Here is a 15,297-nt window from a genome sequence, read left to right as displayed (position 1 = left end):
GGTTTTGACTTTTAACTTTTAACTTTTGACTCTTAACTTTTGACTTTTAACTTTTGGCTTACGACTTACGACTTATTCCTCTATAAGCGTGCAACAAACTGAGAAACTTCCGGCGATCGAAAGAGCGCGGATCGCTTCTACTACCAGAGCGATCGACTGCTTTATGAGTAGTAATTCTTGCATCAGGAACTTTACTTTGAGCAATTAACCAAGCGAGAGATTTATATTGAGCTTGAGTATAACCACTGTGACGGCGATCGCGATCGCGTCCGTCTACTGGAGTTTCTAGCGAGACATGGTAGGCAAAGTTATTGACTGAAGATGCAAGGTTGGGATGAGTTTTGACGGTTTCAGCTCCATTACTACCTATAAAAACAGAATTTGCTGCTCCAAAAGCTCGTTTTTCTGGCGGGACTATGTATATTACCGTACCATCTAACCCAATTAGGGTATGGTAGCTAACTTGTTTATCGTCTTGCTGGTGTGGAGTTCGGAAGGTATTGATTGCAGAAGCGGCGGAGTAAACAGTCTCGTGCAAAACGATAATTGGTTGGTTGTAGACTGGTTTGCCGTAAATATCTGTGGCGAAGCGATCGCCATAATTGAGCGGATGCGCCCAGGCAATCTGATATCTTGGTTTATAGCTGGTAGCAGTAGTAGCATTAGCTACCCGTGACTCTTGGGAAGAATTGTCAACCTTTTGTTGCTTTTGTTGCTGTGGAGCTTCAGGCGCAGGCACAACTGTCTCCTCGTAGGATACAGGGACAGCAGGTAAAACAGATGCATCTATTTGTTGTAACTCTGGTGTTTGAGGAAATAGAGCAAGTGCTACAGCAACGCATAAAGATAGAACAAATATTAGTAAAGCTCTCGTTTTCCAAACCCTGATTTCCATTGAAGTGTAAATATTGGTAATTGGTAATGGGTAATTGGTAGTTGGTAGTTGGTAATGGGTAATTGGTTGTGATTCTCCTCTGCTCCTCCGCTCCCCTGCTCTCTTCTCCCTGCTCTCTTCTCCCTGCTCGCTTATGTCACTCTTTTGGATGATGATATTTATTTCTGCATCAAGACTGTTTTACAGTGGAATAGTTACAGACACTACAAAAATCTTTACCCATAGAGCGATCGCATTTATGTCAACCGAAAAGCGTAAATCGTCTAATTCTAACAAACAAGAAAAAGTCGTCTACCGTGAATTTGGTGGCGACAACTCGGCGGCTACAGAAAGAGCTGTTCCAGACTTACCACCCTCTCAGCAAAACCTGCGCGTCCAATCTTCTCGCGCTGGACGTAAGGGAAAGACTGTCACTGTCATCACTGGTTTTCAAGCCAAGCCAGAAACTCTAACAGCATTGCTCAAACAGCTCAAATCTCAGTGTGGTGCTGGCGGTACGGTGAAAGAAAATGAAATTGAAATTCAAGGCGACCACAAGCAAAAATTATTGCAAGTTTTGACTCAAATCGGTTACAAAGTCAAGATTAGTGGCGGCTGAGAAGATGTTATATTTTGGATTTTAGACGATCGCTAGAATCAAATCTATCTCAATGGTGATGTCACAGTTTTAACCATTATGTCAACCTATAGTGGTGGAATACGGTAGCTTGTCTGTGCTTATTGCAGCTAGTAAGGTACTTTTACACAATTACTATATGGGAGGATGAAATGGACATTATTCGTTTGCTGTGTGCCATTTTTTTACCACCACTAGGCGTTTTTTTACAAGTGGGTTTGGGAATTGATTTTTGGATTAATGTTCTGTTAACGCTACTGGGATACGTTCCTGGTATTGTTCATGCTGTTTGGATCATTCTTTCTAAGAAGTAGTAATTGGTAATAGTGAGTGGCTAGTGGCTCGATTCCACTCACCAGTCACTAGTTACTAGCCACTAATCACTGCTAATATTCAATTCCTGGTTGAGCTTTGACACCTTGTTCGCGAAATGGGTGTTTAACTAAAGTCATTTCTGTGACAAGATCTGCTTTTTCGATTAACGCGATGGGTGCGCCTCTTCCCGTTAAAATAACATGACTATTGACTGGCTTTTGCTCCAATCCAGTTAAGATTTCTCCTATTTCTAAATATCCAAGTTTAAGTGCTACGTTAATTTCATCTAATAACACTAGATTAAAATCTGAGTTGAGGATGTATGCTAATCCTTGTTGCCACGCTGCCTTAGCATTTTGGATATCGCGATCGCGATCTTGGGTTTCCCAAGTAAAACCCTCTCCCATAGCATGAAATTCTAAGCGATCGCCAAACTGACTGAAAATAGCTTTTTCCGCAGGTTCCCAAGCACCTTTAATAAATTGCACGATCGCCACTCGATAGCCATGTCCGAGCGATCGCAGTACCATACCTAGAGCTGCTGTGGTTTTCCCTTTACCGTTACCCGTATTGACAATAATTAAGCCTTTTTCTTTTGAGGCTTTCGCAACGCGATCGTGTTGTACCTGTTGGCGGCGCTGCATTTTTTGGCGATACTGTTCTGCTGTCAGCGAGGATGATTCTGTGACGGCGACATCGCTGGTGGTTTCTAAGCTGCGATCGGATTGAGAGTTAGTTGGCATCAGGTTGACAATAAACAGACTGGGATAATTTTAGGATAGTTTGATTTGAATTTAATTGTTGGTTGACAGTGACTAGTGGCTAGTGGCTGGTGACTAGAATTGCTCCCTTGTCCTCCTTGTCCTCCTTGTCCTCCTTCTCCCTACTCCCTTTCACAAGCGATATTGATGAAAAACCTCGCTAGCGGCGCGATGGACGAGGGAATGACGGTAAACGAGAGATGTCATATCTTCTGCATACCCGCCACCAATGACGCAGGCAACAGGATAGCCAGCCGCAACGCAGGTACTCAAAACTTGCATGTCGCGGCGAAATAAACCAGTATTCGTTAAAGCTAATTTCCCCAAGCGATCGCCTATATGCGGATCGACTCCGGCATCGTATAGTACTAAATCTGGCTGAATCCTTGATAGTAAATCTGGTAGATATTGAGCTAGCGTTTGCAAATATTCATCGTCTTCCATGCCTTCGGGTAAAGGCACGTCTAAATCGCTTTTCTGTTTTGTCCCAGGAAAATTAATTTCGCAATGCATCGAGAACGTAAACACGCTGGGGTCATTTTGAAAAATAAAAGCAGTGCCATCTCCTTGATGTACGTCTAAATCTACAATCAAAACTTTGCGGACGAGATTTAATTCTTGTAATACGCGAGTGGCGATCGCTAAATCGTTAAAAATACAGAAACCAGAACCATAACTGGGAAAAGCATGATGGGTTCCTCCTGCTGTATTGCAAGCTAATCCGCACTCTAACGCTAACTTGGCGGTTAAAACAGTTCCTCCGACTGCAACACAAGTACGGTTGGCTAAAGCTGGACTCCAAGGTAATCCAATGCGCCTCTGTGCTTTAGCATCTAGCGTCCCGGTACAATAAGCCTGGACGTATTCTGGTAGGTGTACCAACTCAATCCAAGCCTGCGGCGGACGTTCGGGAATCTGAAATTGTTCTGGATACGCTACGCCATCAGCTATCAGTAACTCGTAAAGCAACTGAAACTTCGGCATGGGAAAGCGATGAGTATCGGGTAAGGGAACGACGTAATCGGGATGGTAGACCAGGGGTAAATCCATGCTTAGCTATTAGCAGTTGACTTCCCTATATTTTCTCTCCCATGCGGTACAAGTAAGCTTGACATATCTGGACCTGCGGGAATAATCCCACCAGGATTTAAGGGAAATAGATTGCCGTAGTAATCTTGCTTGACACTTTCTAAATCGCAAGTATCAGCCACCCCAGGTAATTGATACAAATCGCGCAGATACGATCCTAAGTGTTGATAGTCTTGAATGCGGCGGCGGTTGCATTTAAATATGCCGTAGTAGGCGATATCAAACCGAAATAGAGTGGTAAATAGCCGGATGTCTGCTAGAGTTACGCAATCGCCACATAGATACCGACTGTTTGCCAAGGCTGCATCGATTTCGTCTAATGTTGCGAATAATTCGTTGCAAGCTTCTAAGTATGCCGCTTGTGTCTGAGCTAAACCGCAGCGGTATACCCCATTATTGACAGCATGGTAAATTTTTTCATTCCACCAATCAATCTTTTCTCGCAAATCTTCAGGATAAAGCTCTAATTCTGGATACTGGGCAAACTCGTTAAAGGCATTATTTAAGATGACAATAATTTCTGCACTCTCATTATTGACGATCGCCTTTGTTTGTTTATCCCATAAGACGGGAACCGTACAGCGTCCTTGATATCCTGATTTCGCCAACTGATACAACTCTGCTAGGCTGCGACAGCCTTCTTCTTGCTGATGTAGTACCCAACCGCCTTGAATTGGATCGGGTGTGGCGATCGCAACTGAGATGGCATCTTCTAAACCCTTGAGCGATCGTACCACGAGCGTTCTGTGCGCCCAAGGGCAACTAAGTCCGACGAAAAGTTGGTAGCGTCCTGTTGCTGGTGGGTAAGGACTGTCTATACCAATAGAGTCGCGAAACTGACTGCTAGGACGAAGATATTCCCCCGATTTACCACGGGGTGCAAGCTGCGACATCATCAACTGCCAAAGTGTCGTCCAAACAAATTTGCCCAACCAGATAATTAACTTGGGTGGTAGAGATTTCCCCTTCTGCTTGGGTTTGGTAGCAGTTACATTTTGGTTATCAGCGCTCATTTTCAGACAAAAATCAACGATTTATTGTCAGCTTGGCTTTCTCGATCGACAGTCTGTAAAAGCTTAGAAAGTTGGCAAAGTAAGGAAATGCGAATAAAAGGACATGAACCTTCACATCTTTTGGTACTAGAACCTAAATCTAGCTGCACTCTATTTTAATTATAACTGCAAATCATTGACAATAATTGTACAGATAAACGACCGAGCGATTGTCAGTTGCTCCCAGATTGCACCCACCAAAGACTGGCATAAATGCGATCGAGTGCCAGTAACTCCTCATGTTTGCCCTGTTCGACAATCTCACCTTTGTCCATGACGTAAATGCGATCGCTGTAGCGAATTGTGGAAAGGCGGTGAGCAATGGCTACTGTCGTGCGATTTTGGGTAATCTTGGTTAAGGATTTTTGAATTGCGGCTTCGGTTTCGTTGTCCACCGCAGATGTTGCTTCATCTAAAATCAGTATTGGCGGGTTTTTGAGAATGGCACGGGCGATAACTTCGTTAAGCTTCGCTAACGCAATTCGCTGTCTTTGTCCGCCAGAAAGCTTCTGTCCCCGTTCTCCAACGATTGTATCGTACCCTTGTGGTAATTCCAGAATAAATTCATGGGCTTCGGCTAACTTGGCAGCATCAGCGATCGCTTCATGACTGGCACTAAAGCTGCCATAGGCGATATTATCTGCTACCGTACCGTGAAATAAAAACACATCTTGACTTACCCAACCTATGCAACTTCGCAAATCGCGCAACTGAAGCGATCGAATGTCAATACCATCGATTTAAATGCTGCCTTGTTGCACCTCATAAAAGCGTAGCAGCTTGGCTAGCGTGCTTTTGCCCGATCCGGTCGCGCCAACAATACCGATGCTTGCGCCAGCCCGAATGTGCAGTGAAATGTTTTTGAGTACTGGAGTAAAGCCGTCATAGGTGAAACTCACGCGATCGATTTGCACTTCGCCGCGCACCTGCTGCATCGGCAAAGATCGCGTTCCAGCCGCCATTGTAATTGGTGTCTGCATCAATCCCATGACTCGCCGAATCGATGCCATTGCCCGTTGATATTCGTCCAGAATTTCGCTCAATTCGGTAAAAGGCCATAGCAGATCTTGAACGATGAACACCATAAAGCCGTAAGTACCAACGCTGAGGCGATCGCCCAATACTTCCATACCACCTAGATACAGCGTGGTGACAAAACCCAGCAAAATCAGAAATCGAATTAGCGGCACAAAGGCAGCAGAAAGGGCGATCGCCCTCGTGTTACTTTTGCGGTAGGCATCGCTTTCTTGGTAAACTCGACTGCGTTCGTAATCTTCAGCAGTGAAGCTTTTGATTGTTGCGATGCCCGATAGATTGTTAGCTAGGCGATCGCTGATGATGGCAGCGCGATCGCGTACTGCGTCGTAACGGTCAGCCAAACGCGACTGAAAAGCAAACGTCCCCCACAAAATTAATGGAATGGGCAGCATGGCAAGCCAGGAGATCCCAGGAGTCAGAATGACAAAACTGCTGCCTACAGCGAATACCCGCGTGAAAAAGCTCAGCAGATCTTGAGCGCCAAAGTTAAGAAAGCGTTCTAGCTGGTTGATGTCGTCGTTTAAGACCGATAGCAGCATTCCGGTACTGCGATCTTCAAAGTAACCTAGTTCTAGCTGTTGCAAATGGCTGTAGGCATCGGTTCGCAGTTCGTGTTGCACGGTTTGAGCTAAGTTGCGCCACAACTTGTCGGCTCCGTATTGAGTCAGCGATTCTAAGCCCCAAGTAGCAATTGTCAGCAGCGACAGCAGCAGCAATTGAGTCGCGACATCTGGAATGCCAAAGCGAGCAATGAACGAAGTTTGGCGCTCGACAACCACATCAACGGCAACGCCAATTAAATAGGCAGGGGCAAGATCGAACAAAGTGCGAAGAATCGAGCAGGCGATCGCACTCCCTATTTGAGTTCGATAGGGTTTGGCATAACTTAGTAGACGCAGTAAAGGGTGAGTAGAGCTTGCCATTATTTAGGATGAAAGAATCAAGTTTGATTGATGAATGAGAGCTATGCCAAAAATAAGCCTGCTTACGGTGATATTGAGGTTGAAACTATTTTTGATACGCAGCGAAATCATTATCAGATTGTGCATTTGGGTTGGCATCATAATCGGTGGGTACATCATTGTGTAATGCATCTCGATATTCGGAATGGGAAGATCTGGATTTTTTACAACTCAACAGAGCATGATATTGCTGCCGATTTAGTGATTTTGGGCGTGCCGAAGCAAGATATCGTGCTGGGATTTTATCCTCTTTTTATGCGAGAAATGAGTGATTATGCAGTGGGTTAGAAGTGAAAGAGTAAAGTGTATTTAGGTAGAATTTAGTGAATATTGACGAGTTAGTTGTAGAGGCGATCGCCTACTGATTTATCTGCATCAAGGTAGCGATCGCAGACCTTTTAGAGTATTGAGTGCCTGTGTTATCACTGAAAGTTTTTAGCTTCTCAAGTATTTGCTGAGAAACTCCAGTTGGCTTTCCATCTCTTCAGCAGTCTTGTTTGAGATGAATTCCAGAATCGCTCGAACTTGCTCCCCGACTGAGTAATTTTGGGCAAGGAGGGCGATTCCTGAGTGTTTTTCTCCACTTGCAATGAATTCAGTATGGAGCTGGTAAAAATCTCCAATGTTATGACTGTAGAGAACTCGCCGTTGCTTAGTTGCTAAACGTAACTGTTCAACATCAATTAAGCCTTCGGTTTGAGGTTCTTGGACTGCGATCGCATCAATGTTACGGGCACGCAACGCTCTTAGGAGCGAGCGATCTTGAGAATCTTCGTCGAGATAGAGGCGAATCATGCCTATGCCATCGATCTTGTAGAAGATCGATCTAACTTTTCAAGGCGTTGGTCTTCTGCTGCTTGATGAGCAATATCAGCTTCGATTTCGGCAACATTAGCGTGGTAATAGGCAAGAGCGGCGTAAACTTCGGCAAGCGTAATATTTCCGATGCGATCGCCAATTTCCTCAGCCGCTAGCCCCCGCTTGTACCAGGAAACTATGCGTCGAACCGTTACGCCTTTACCTGAAATGTGCGGGACACCGCCGTGGAGTCCTGGGGTGCGGTCGATCAAAGTGCCAATATCTACTGTGGTTGTTGTCATTTGCCGTTATTTTTATGGGTAAAGATTATGACTATTCTAAAGGTAAGAGCTGCAATGGTAGCGATTGCCCTCGGCTCTCACTCCCCCACCGCTTCAACAACTCGATCGCCCATAAAAAATGAAGTGCGATCGCAAGTTTTATAACTGAATATGGGTGTTTGGACATAGATTTAGGGTGTGTTGACGAGGTAGTTGTAGAGGCGATCGCCCGCTAATTTATCTGCATCGCTGCTAGTATCTTCCAAAACTATAAAATGAGAATAGCAAGTCTGCGAGTCGTGAGTAGATAGCATGAGAATGACTCCAAAAGAGGAACTGATTCAAGCAATTGAGCGATTGCCCGACGATCTGGTTGGGGTACTTTTAGAATTGTTAAAGGTATTGCAGCGGCAGCGATCGCCTGAAGCAGCAAGGTCAGCACCACGAGAACCAGAGATGGCAACAGTGGAGGAAGCGCCTAGTCGGTTGCATCGCAAGCAAGGGGTTTTAGTCATTGAAACTGGACATTTGCATGGGTTTGACATCAATGCATTCATTAATGAAGTAAGAGAGGAGCGGTTTCAGAATCAGATTGAGCAAGCTGATACATGAAAATTTTGTACGATACATCTGTGTTAATTGCAGCTTTGTTGGTTGAACATACCAGTCACAATTTAGCTTTTCCTAAACTTGAACTAGCGCGACGGGGAGAGGTAAAGGGTTACATTTCAACTCATAGTTTGGCGGAAATTTATGCTGTAATTACTCGTTTGCCTCAACCCTTAAGAGTGTTGCCTGCTGAAGCAGAGGTAGCGATCGCAGACCTTTTAGAATATCTAGAGCCTGTGCCGTTATTGACGCAAGAGTATCAGAAGGCAATTGCGTTGATGACGACGCAAAAGCTCGGAGGTGGGGGTATTTTTGATGCAGTCATTGCTCAGGCTGCTTTAAAGGTTGAAGCCGATTGCATTTTGACATTAAATCCTAAAGATTTTACACGCCTGGGAGACGAGATTGCGGTTCGAGTACAGATGCCTGAGTGAAGGATGTCAGCGATCGCCTCTCCTGATGACTCAGTAAATTTATTAGAAGTGTCATGAAAACCAAAAGCGATCGCTAGATTTGCAGATAAAGATGGTGGGTTTAGCTATGTATTTATGAGGTGTTGAGTTACTTTACCCTGAATTGGTCTGAGGTGCTGCATATGATTTTTGTGGGAGGTACTTAAAAATATCATCTAACATTCTGTTTACTCCTAAAGGTCCGTTGGCGCTCCACTTAATTGCATCGACGAAGTAAGCTCGATTATTTTTAACGGCATTGAGAGAGGCTATTAATGGGTTTTTCAAAAAGAGTGGTTTTGACTTGCCATCATAATCCATGATAAATAAGATATCAGCATCGTATTGATTCAAGATTTCAACACTAATTACTTCATTGCTATTTAAATTAATCTTATTCGTTAAGCCGATGTCAGAAAAAATCTCATGAGAAGTATGTGCGGACTTTGTAATTACAAATGTACCTTGGTAGTATATAAGTACAGTGACTTCTATTTCTTGTGGCTTGCAACTCAATTGTTTTCTTAATTTTTTAATCCGAGTTTGATATTGTAAAAGTAATTCATTTGCTTCTACTTCTTTATCAAGAAGTTGAGCGAGGTAAAGTAAATTCTTTTTAAAAGAAGTGTTTTCTTCATAATTAACTAAAACTGTGGGCGCAATCTCTGATAGCTTTTTGTAAATGTTTTTATGGGCAAAATCCATTGCTAAAATTAAATCTGGTTTAAGTTTGAGAATCTTTTCTAAGGAAGGATTGAACGCATCTCCAACATTTAGGATCGATTTAGTATCATCTGGGGTTAATCCATCGAGTGATTCTTTTCCTCGAACGATAGAGGTTGCCATTCCAATCGGTTGAATCCCAAGAGCCAGTACAGGATCGACTAGATATCTAGGGTCTAATGCGATTATGCGTTTCGGTTTTACTGGAATACAGGTTTCTCCTAGCCTATGTTGAACGATTCGACAGCCAGGAGAACTAGTTATTGGAATATTATACTTCTGGATAACTGGACTATAGCAAGCTGTAGTCACAAGAAAGGATAAAGCGATTAGGAGAAATGGCTTTACCAAACAATACATTGAGTTTTTCATCATACTTTGTGTTGATTTTAAAAAAAATCAATCAATGATTAACTGCAAAGCCAGTTAAAACTCCCAACTGATGGAACCAACGATCGTAAACGGTTCGGTTCTTTCAACGTTTGTGGGGCTATAGGCAAATGCAGCAGCGTCTATATCAAATATGTTACGCATATTAATCGCCGCATTAAAACGACCTCTCCGGTGGTAAAGGGCTGCATCAGTACGAAAATAATCCCCCATTTCAAACGAGTTATCCAAATCTCCTTGTCGCGCACCGACATAAAACAACCCCAGACCAAAGCCTAAACCTTCTAAATCCCCTGTTTGAATCTCATAGGTTGTCCAGAGGCTAGCTTGATTTTCTGGCACGTTTGGTAATCGATTGCCGACCGGAGTGGCGTTATCTTCAGTGACTTCTGCATCCGTGTAAGCATAGGCAGCAGTTACATTCCAACCAGGCAAAATCTCACCCGTAAGGTCTAGCTCGATGCCTTGACTACGCTGTTCCCCAGTCTGAATAGAAAAATCAGGGTCATCTGGATTGGGTGTAAGAACATTAGTCTTAGTGAGATGATAGGCTGCCAAAGTTGCTGAGAGCCTACCATCGAGAAAGTCAGCTTTAACCCCGACTTCATACTGAGTGCCTCTCGACGGTTCAAAGGTGACATCTTCATCTACACTTGTGTTGTCGAATCCAGAGAGAGGGGCAAAAGAGCGAGTGTAGCTGGCATAGAGAGAAACTTCTTCGCTGGGCTGATAGACCAAGCCGACACGCGGGCTGAAAGCACCATCATTCCTTGTTGGAAAGCGAATTACTTCTCCCCCTGTATCGGTATCTGCTTCAAAGTCAGTTGAAGCCCAATCATAGCGACCGCCGATTAGGAATTTCAAACGATCGCCCAAAGCGATCTGATCCTGGAGATAAACGCCGTAGGATCTCCTGACAAGATCGAAATCAGAGAATGTCAGACGTGTCGAATATGTTGGTTTTGGGATATCGTAATTTGGATTGCGGATATCTAGAGGAGGCAGAGGTGTATCGGCACTGATGCGATCGCCAACATTGCTAAAGCGATTAAAATCAAAACCCGCTAAGACCTGATGTAAAATCGATCCAGTTATAAACTTGCCAAGCAAGTCAATCTGTCCGAAATAGTTGTTTCTCTCAAAGACAGCTGTGGAAACATTGAACTCATCCAAAAAGCGGTCGTCTATTAGTGTTGTACCAGAAGCTACATCCTCTCCAAAACGAGTAATATTTATGGCAACATTATTCCGAATCTGCCAGTTATCGTTAAATTTGTGATTTAGGATGTATCCAAACCTTTGAGAAGTGGTATCGACCTGGCTTAAGCTCGGATAGTAGGTGGCAAAGTCTCTAGGTGTTAAGCTGCCATCGCTTAGAAATACAGCATTACCGAGACCAGAAGCAGGGTAGCCAGAAAGACGAGTGTACTCATAGTAAAGATTCAGATTTGTCTTTTCGCCGATCTTGAAGGTAAGGGAAGGCGCGATCGTCGTCAGTCCTCTATTGGCAAAATCTTGAAAATCACTTGAACCTTGATAGCTGGCGATAAATCGATACAGTACCGTTTTGTTATTATTCAAGGGTCCTGATAAATCGATGCTGGGTTGATAAAATCCATAATTTCCTGCCTCAAACGCGAGCTTGTAGTAGGGGTCACTCAGGGGTTTTTTAGTCACCGTGTTAACAATACCACCTGGCTCCCCAGCACCAAACAAGACTGAAGCAGGTCCTTTGAGGACTTCCACTCGCTCGACCGTCTCAATGGGTGACAGGACATAGAAATCACCGTCTGGAAAGCCATCTCGAAAATTTACAACGCCCGTTCCCGCTTGGTCAAATCCTCTGATAATTTTGTTTGTAATCGGCGCACCACCATAGCTTCTGCTTCCAGGAGTTACACCGCTGACGGTTTCCAGTGCCTCAGTTACAGTTCTCACATTGCGGTCTTCAATAACTTGTTGCGGCACGACCTGAATCGATTGGGGGATGTCGCGCAAGGGTGTGTCAGTTTTAGTAGCAGTTGAGGCATTAGGCACATTATACCCATCTTGCTCATCCGTCACCACAATTTCCTGCTCGTCAACCAATGGTTTTTCTGGCTGGGTTTCACCCTCTGGCGCTGGCGGAGTCTGGGCGGCGGATGTACCTGGTGTGAAGCTAAAAATTAATCCTTCATTTGGAGCGTCATACAACTGCACCTGTGGTAAAGCTGCTTCTCCCGTCACCGCGACTCGTATACTGTTGGTAGTAGCCTGAGTCACTCTCACAAGAGTAATGCCACTGGCGGGATTATCTTGACGAAATCCCCCTTGGGGAAGTGCTAGCACGGCATTAGGAATATTTGCAATATAGGTTTTGCCTAAAACCAGAGTTACAGGCTGGAGTGCTTTTCCTTGAGTGGTTTGTAGAATTATCTCTACACCTTTGTCGGTAGGATTCGCTACCACTCCTGTAATTGATACAACACCCCCCTGTTTCCCCCCTTGGTAAGGGGGGACGGAAGAGGGGTTCCCTTGGTCAGGGGCAACAGAAGAGGGGTCGCTCGGTGTTTGTACGAGTGTTTGAGCGCTGGTCGCGAGACTCTCGATTTCGCTCAGTTGGGGAAGATTTTTGTTAGCTTCTCGAATATCTCCTACTTCCTCGCCTTTCGCAGGAGTACCAAGCAAAAGCGCGATCGCACTTGCCACCCCGATCGCCAAAAACAACCGCACCGACAACCGCTCTAGGCTCATCGCAACTCCTTCCACCTACTGAAATGCTCTATTGCAAATCACTTTTAATAAGTTGTGAAAAGTAGTGTAGAGAAGTTGCTCTCGCCTTGTCTATCAAAAAAGCGACAGCGGCGATCGAAAAAACGACAATCGAAGCGCGATCGCGATCCTCAGTCTGCTTTAATCGCCCGTTTTCCCGCCAGACATTGGCTCGGTGTAATCCCGAACCGCCGCTTAAACGCGCTGGCAAAATTCCCCAAATGCCCGTAACCAACTCGCATCGCCACCTCAGCCACCGTGCGATCGCCCTGGCGCAATAACTGTTTTGCCTGCTCCAGTCGTCGCTGCTGCAAATAGTCCATCACTGTCATGCTAAATAAAGTTTGGAACCCACGTTGCAGAGAACGATGGGTTAACCCGACCTGCTGTGCTAACTGGGGCAACGAAAGAGGCTGAGCAAATTGTGTCGTCAAAATCTCCCTTGCATAGTGCAACCGTGCGATCGTCTCTGGTTTCAATCTCGGTGCAGATTGATTCCGCGTCCCATCTTCCGCAATTAGGTCAAGGTGCATTGCCAACAGTTCAAACACCTTTCCTTGAAGATACATCCGTTTTGCCGCACCCCGATAAGGCGCATTCCACATTTGGAGAGCTAGCGATCGCATTGCTGGGGTGACTTGAGGATAAAACGACACCTTCCAATCTTCCCCTTTGAACAACTGCTTAACCGGATCGGACTGTCGCAGGCGATCGTTGAGGAAAAATGATTCCATCACGTCTGGCTCAATCTCGATATTGACAAAGGTTAAATGCTGTGGATCTCGATATTGTTCCAGATAGGCAGGCGAAATCCCACTTCCCGACAAATAGCTGCAAGTCCTGTCGAATGTGGGATGAATATTACAGTCTAGAAAACCTGACAGAAAAATTGTCATCTGAATCGGATGCTTGTGAGCGGATACCTTCACCCCTAAATCTTGGCGATATTCAATATCCTCGAAATTTAACCACACGCCAGGCAACAATTCTGTTCCCCAACCGTAGCCCTGTCCCAGGTAGTCTGGCACTCCCGTTATTTCCTCAAACTCATCCAAAATTATATTGTCAGGACAAGTAACAGGAGCCTGCTCGTGCAGTCCATCCCAGTCGGATTGGGTGAAAATCAGGGTCATGCTGGCGCTACATCAAGATCGCAAATTAACTTGAGTGATAATAATTTGCAATAGTGTACCACGATCGCCCCGAAACCCGAAACGCCTCATACCAATCTGAAACAAGAATGCAACACACAAATAAAACGCGATCGCTCCTCCATAGTCAACCAGTCGCAGCCAAAGACTCAGAAGGCAAAGGAAAAACAGGAGTGCTAGCGATCGCAATTTCTGACTCCTGTTCCATTGTCAGAATGACGATCGTAGCTAGCGATGCTCTACACTTAAGCAATGATAGTAAATTTCAATAATTCCATCGCGATCGCCTGATACTATTTTATCTGGGAGCGTTGCTTGGGGCGATCGACTTGGTATCTTTTCGCTACATAAGTGCTTCCAGTCACATAGAGATACTCAACTTAAGATTTATGACAATCGCCTTGTCAGACCAGGATTATCAACAACTGTGGCAGGAGATGCTGTGTAGCAATATTTCTCCGCACACCGATCCTGCTGACACGATCTGGAAGTTTCCGCATCAGTTGGGTATTGGGTATAAACGGGTGATTCAGCTGCGGGGTATACTACTAGAAATTCACAACTATAACTTGCATGACGATTTGAGCGTCCAATTTCAGCCCTCTAGCACTGCTGAATGTGAATTTGGGTTTCAAATTTCGGGTGCGCGTCATGGTATGCGCGGTGGGCAAAACTTTCTTGCTTGGGGTTGGGGGACTGGCGGAACATGGGAAGCTCTAGCAGGAGAAAAAATTGTCAAAGTCGATATTCACCTCGAATCTCCCAGCCAGTTGATAAGTTTTATAACCAGCGATCGCCAACAACTCCCTACGCAATTGAAACAACTCATTGAGGGTGTCACTCATGAAACCTACGAAGAAATTGGCACGATTGCAACTACCATGCAACTACCTCTAGAACAGATTTTGCACTGCCCTTATCAGGGATTAACCAGACAAATCTATCTTGAAAGTAAGTGTCTGGAACTGATTGCACTACAATTAGAACAATTAGCGACACCGCAAAAGTGCGATCGCTCTCAGGTTCTTAAAGGCAACGATATCGATCGCATTTACCAAGCCAGGGAAATTTTAATCTGCAAATGCGATCGCCCACCGTCTTTAATGGAGTTAGCACGACAGGTAGGGCTGAATGACTACAAGCTCAAGCTCGGCTTTCGACAAGTTTTTGGTACTACTGTATTTGGTTATCTACATACTTATCGACTGGAGCGATCGCGCCAATTATTAGAAACGGGGCAGATGAGCGTTGGCGAAGTCATGCGGACAGTAGGTTATGCTAACCGAGGGCATTTTGCCACAGCTTTTAAGCGCAGGTTTGGCGTTAATCCCAAGACTTACTTATCGAAGCAGTGACAATAATCCGTTTAGGGATCGAAAAAATCCGTCTGCGAGCCATTTTTCTGTCAAGAGGG

General features: G+C 44.8%; 17 protein-coding genes and 1 pseudogene. 7 read left to right on the top strand and 11 right to left on the bottom strand.

Annotated elements, in window-relative coordinates; translation table 11 throughout:
- Positions 1–58: 58 nt before the first annotated feature.
- Positions 59–895, bottom strand: coding sequence for a peptidoglycan recognition protein family protein (locus DSM107010_RS05515; protein ID WP_106167075.1), 837 nt, complete (start codon positions 893–895; stop codon positions 59–61).
- A gap of 238 nt (positions 896–1,133) precedes the next feature.
- Here DSM107010_RS05515 and DSM107010_RS05505 point away from each other — a divergent pair, with 238 nt between their 5' ends.
- A complete protein-coding gene (locus DSM107010_RS05505; protein ID WP_015154570.1) occupies positions 1,134–1,493 on the top strand; it encodes a translation initiation factor in 360 nt (119 codons plus the stop codon).
- Positions 1,494–1,663: 170 nt separating this feature from the next.
- Positions 1,664–1,825 (top strand): YqaE/Pmp3 family membrane protein, encoded by a 162-nt coding sequence (locus tag DSM107010_RS05500; RefSeq protein ID WP_015154571.1) that lies wholly within the window; start codon positions 1,664–1,666, stop codon positions 1,823–1,825.
- A gap of 72 nt (positions 1,826–1,897) precedes the next feature.
- Here the strand turns inward: DSM107010_RS05500 and cobO are convergent, their stop codons facing one another.
- The 4 genes and pseudogenes from cobO to DSM107010_RS05480 form a co-directional block, all read right to left on the bottom strand.
- Positions 1,898–2,569: a cob(I)yrinic acid a,c-diamide adenosyltransferase gene (gene cobO / locus DSM107010_RS05495; RefSeq protein ID WP_106167073.1), complete on the bottom strand. Its 672-nt coding sequence runs from the start codon at positions 2,567–2,569 to the stop codon at positions 1,898–1,900.
- Positions 2,570–2,719: 150 nt separating this feature from the next.
- Positions 2,720–3,637 (bottom strand): histone deacetylase family protein, encoded by a 918-nt coding sequence (locus DSM107010_RS05490; protein ID WP_015154573.1) that lies wholly within the window; start codon positions 3,635–3,637, stop codon positions 2,720–2,722.
- Between the two features lie 2 nt (positions 3,638–3,639).
- Positions 3,640–4,689 (bottom strand): glutathione S-transferase family protein, encoded by a 1,050-nt coding sequence (locus tag DSM107010_RS05485; protein ID WP_106167071.1) that lies wholly within the window; start codon positions 4,687–4,689, stop codon positions 3,640–3,642.
- Positions 4,690–4,901: 212 nt separating this feature from the next.
- Positions 4,902–6,689 (bottom strand): annotated as a pseudogene (locus DSM107010_RS05480) (ABC transporter ATP-binding protein).
- Between the two features lie 30 nt (positions 6,690–6,719).
- Here DSM107010_RS05480 and DSM107010_RS05475 point away from each other — a divergent pair.
- Positions 6,720–7,016, top strand: a complete 297-nt coding sequence (locus tag DSM107010_RS05475) for a XisI protein (RefSeq protein ID WP_106167069.1) — start codon at positions 6,720–6,722, stop codon at positions 7,014–7,016.
- Between the two features lie 147 nt (positions 7,017–7,163).
- Here DSM107010_RS05475 and DSM107010_RS05470 read toward each other — a convergent pair whose 3' ends face one another.
- From DSM107010_RS05470 to DSM107010_RS42050, 3 genes are all read right to left on the bottom strand, one after another.
- Positions 7,164–7,523, bottom strand: coding sequence for a DUF5615 family PIN-like protein (locus DSM107010_RS05470; protein WP_106167067.1), 360 nt, complete (start codon positions 7,521–7,523; stop codon positions 7,164–7,166).
- A 2-nt stretch (positions 7,524–7,525) separates the two neighbouring features.
- A complete protein-coding gene (locus DSM107010_RS05465) occupies positions 7,526–7,828 on the bottom strand; it encodes a DUF433 domain-containing protein (protein WP_015154578.1) in 303 nt (100 codons plus the stop codon).
- 170 nt (positions 7,829–7,998) lie between these two features.
- Positions 7,999–8,121: a hypothetical protein gene (locus tag DSM107010_RS42050; protein ID WP_015154579.1), complete on the bottom strand. Its 123-nt coding sequence runs from the start codon at positions 8,119–8,121 to the stop codon at positions 7,999–8,001.
- Between the two features lie 4 nt (positions 8,122–8,125).
- Between DSM107010_RS42050 and DSM107010_RS05460 the strand changes: the two genes are divergently transcribed.
- Together DSM107010_RS05460 and DSM107010_RS05455 are read left to right on the top strand one after the other, a co-directional pair.
- Positions 8,126–8,419 carry a hypothetical protein gene (locus tag DSM107010_RS05460; protein WP_015154580.1) on the top strand — a complete coding sequence of 98 codons (294 nt, stop codon included), beginning with the start codon at positions 8,126–8,128 and terminating at the stop codon, positions 8,417–8,419.
- The gene (locus DSM107010_RS05455; protein WP_015154581.1) at positions 8,416–8,850 is read left to right on the top strand and encodes a type II toxin-antitoxin system VapC family toxin; all 435 of its coding nucleotides are present in this window, start codon (positions 8,416–8,418) and stop codon (positions 8,848–8,850) included. Before DSM107010_RS05460 ends, DSM107010_RS05455 begins: the two co-directional genes overlap by 4 nt.
- Positions 8,851–8,982: 132 nt before the next feature.
- Here the strand turns inward: DSM107010_RS05455 and DSM107010_RS05450 are convergent, their stop codons facing one another.
- From DSM107010_RS05450 to DSM107010_RS05440, 3 genes are all read right to left on the bottom strand, one after another.
- Entirely contained in the window at positions 8,983–9,903 is a 921-nt protein-coding gene (locus tag DSM107010_RS05450; protein ID WP_158631739.1) for an iron-siderophore ABC transporter substrate-binding protein, read from the bottom strand.
- A gap of 114 nt (positions 9,904–10,017) precedes the next feature.
- Entirely contained in the window at positions 10,018–12,714 is a 2,697-nt protein-coding gene (locus DSM107010_RS05445) for a TonB-dependent siderophore receptor (protein ID WP_106167078.1), read from the bottom strand.
- A 149-nt stretch (positions 12,715–12,863) separates the two neighbouring features.
- On the bottom strand, positions 12,864–13,865 hold the full coding sequence (locus DSM107010_RS05440; protein WP_106167062.1) for a helix-turn-helix transcriptional regulator: 1,002 nt from the start codon (positions 13,863–13,865) through the stop codon (positions 12,864–12,866).
- A gap of 107 nt (positions 13,866–13,972) precedes the next feature.
- Between DSM107010_RS05440 and DSM107010_RS05435 the strand changes: the two genes are divergently transcribed.
- On the top strand, positions 13,973–14,155 hold the full coding sequence (locus DSM107010_RS05435; RefSeq protein ID WP_127022530.1) for a hypothetical protein: 183 nt from the start codon (positions 13,973–13,975) through the stop codon (positions 14,153–14,155).
- A 117-nt stretch (positions 14,156–14,272) separates the two neighbouring features.
- Entirely contained in the window at positions 14,273–15,238 is a 966-nt protein-coding gene (locus tag DSM107010_RS05430) for a helix-turn-helix transcriptional regulator (RefSeq protein WP_106167059.1), read from the top strand.
- Positions 15,239–15,297 lie beyond the last annotated feature (59 nt).

Origin of the sequence: Chroococcidiopsis cubana SAG 39.79, from assembly GCF_003991895.1 — a bacterium.
Classification (GTDB): Bacteria; Cyanobacteriota; Cyanobacteriia; order Cyanobacteriales; family Chroococcidiopsidaceae; genus Chroococcidiopsis; species Chroococcidiopsis thermalis.
The sequence above is the reverse complement of the archived record's forward strand: the minus strand, read 5'-3'. Positions and strand labels throughout refer to the sequence as shown.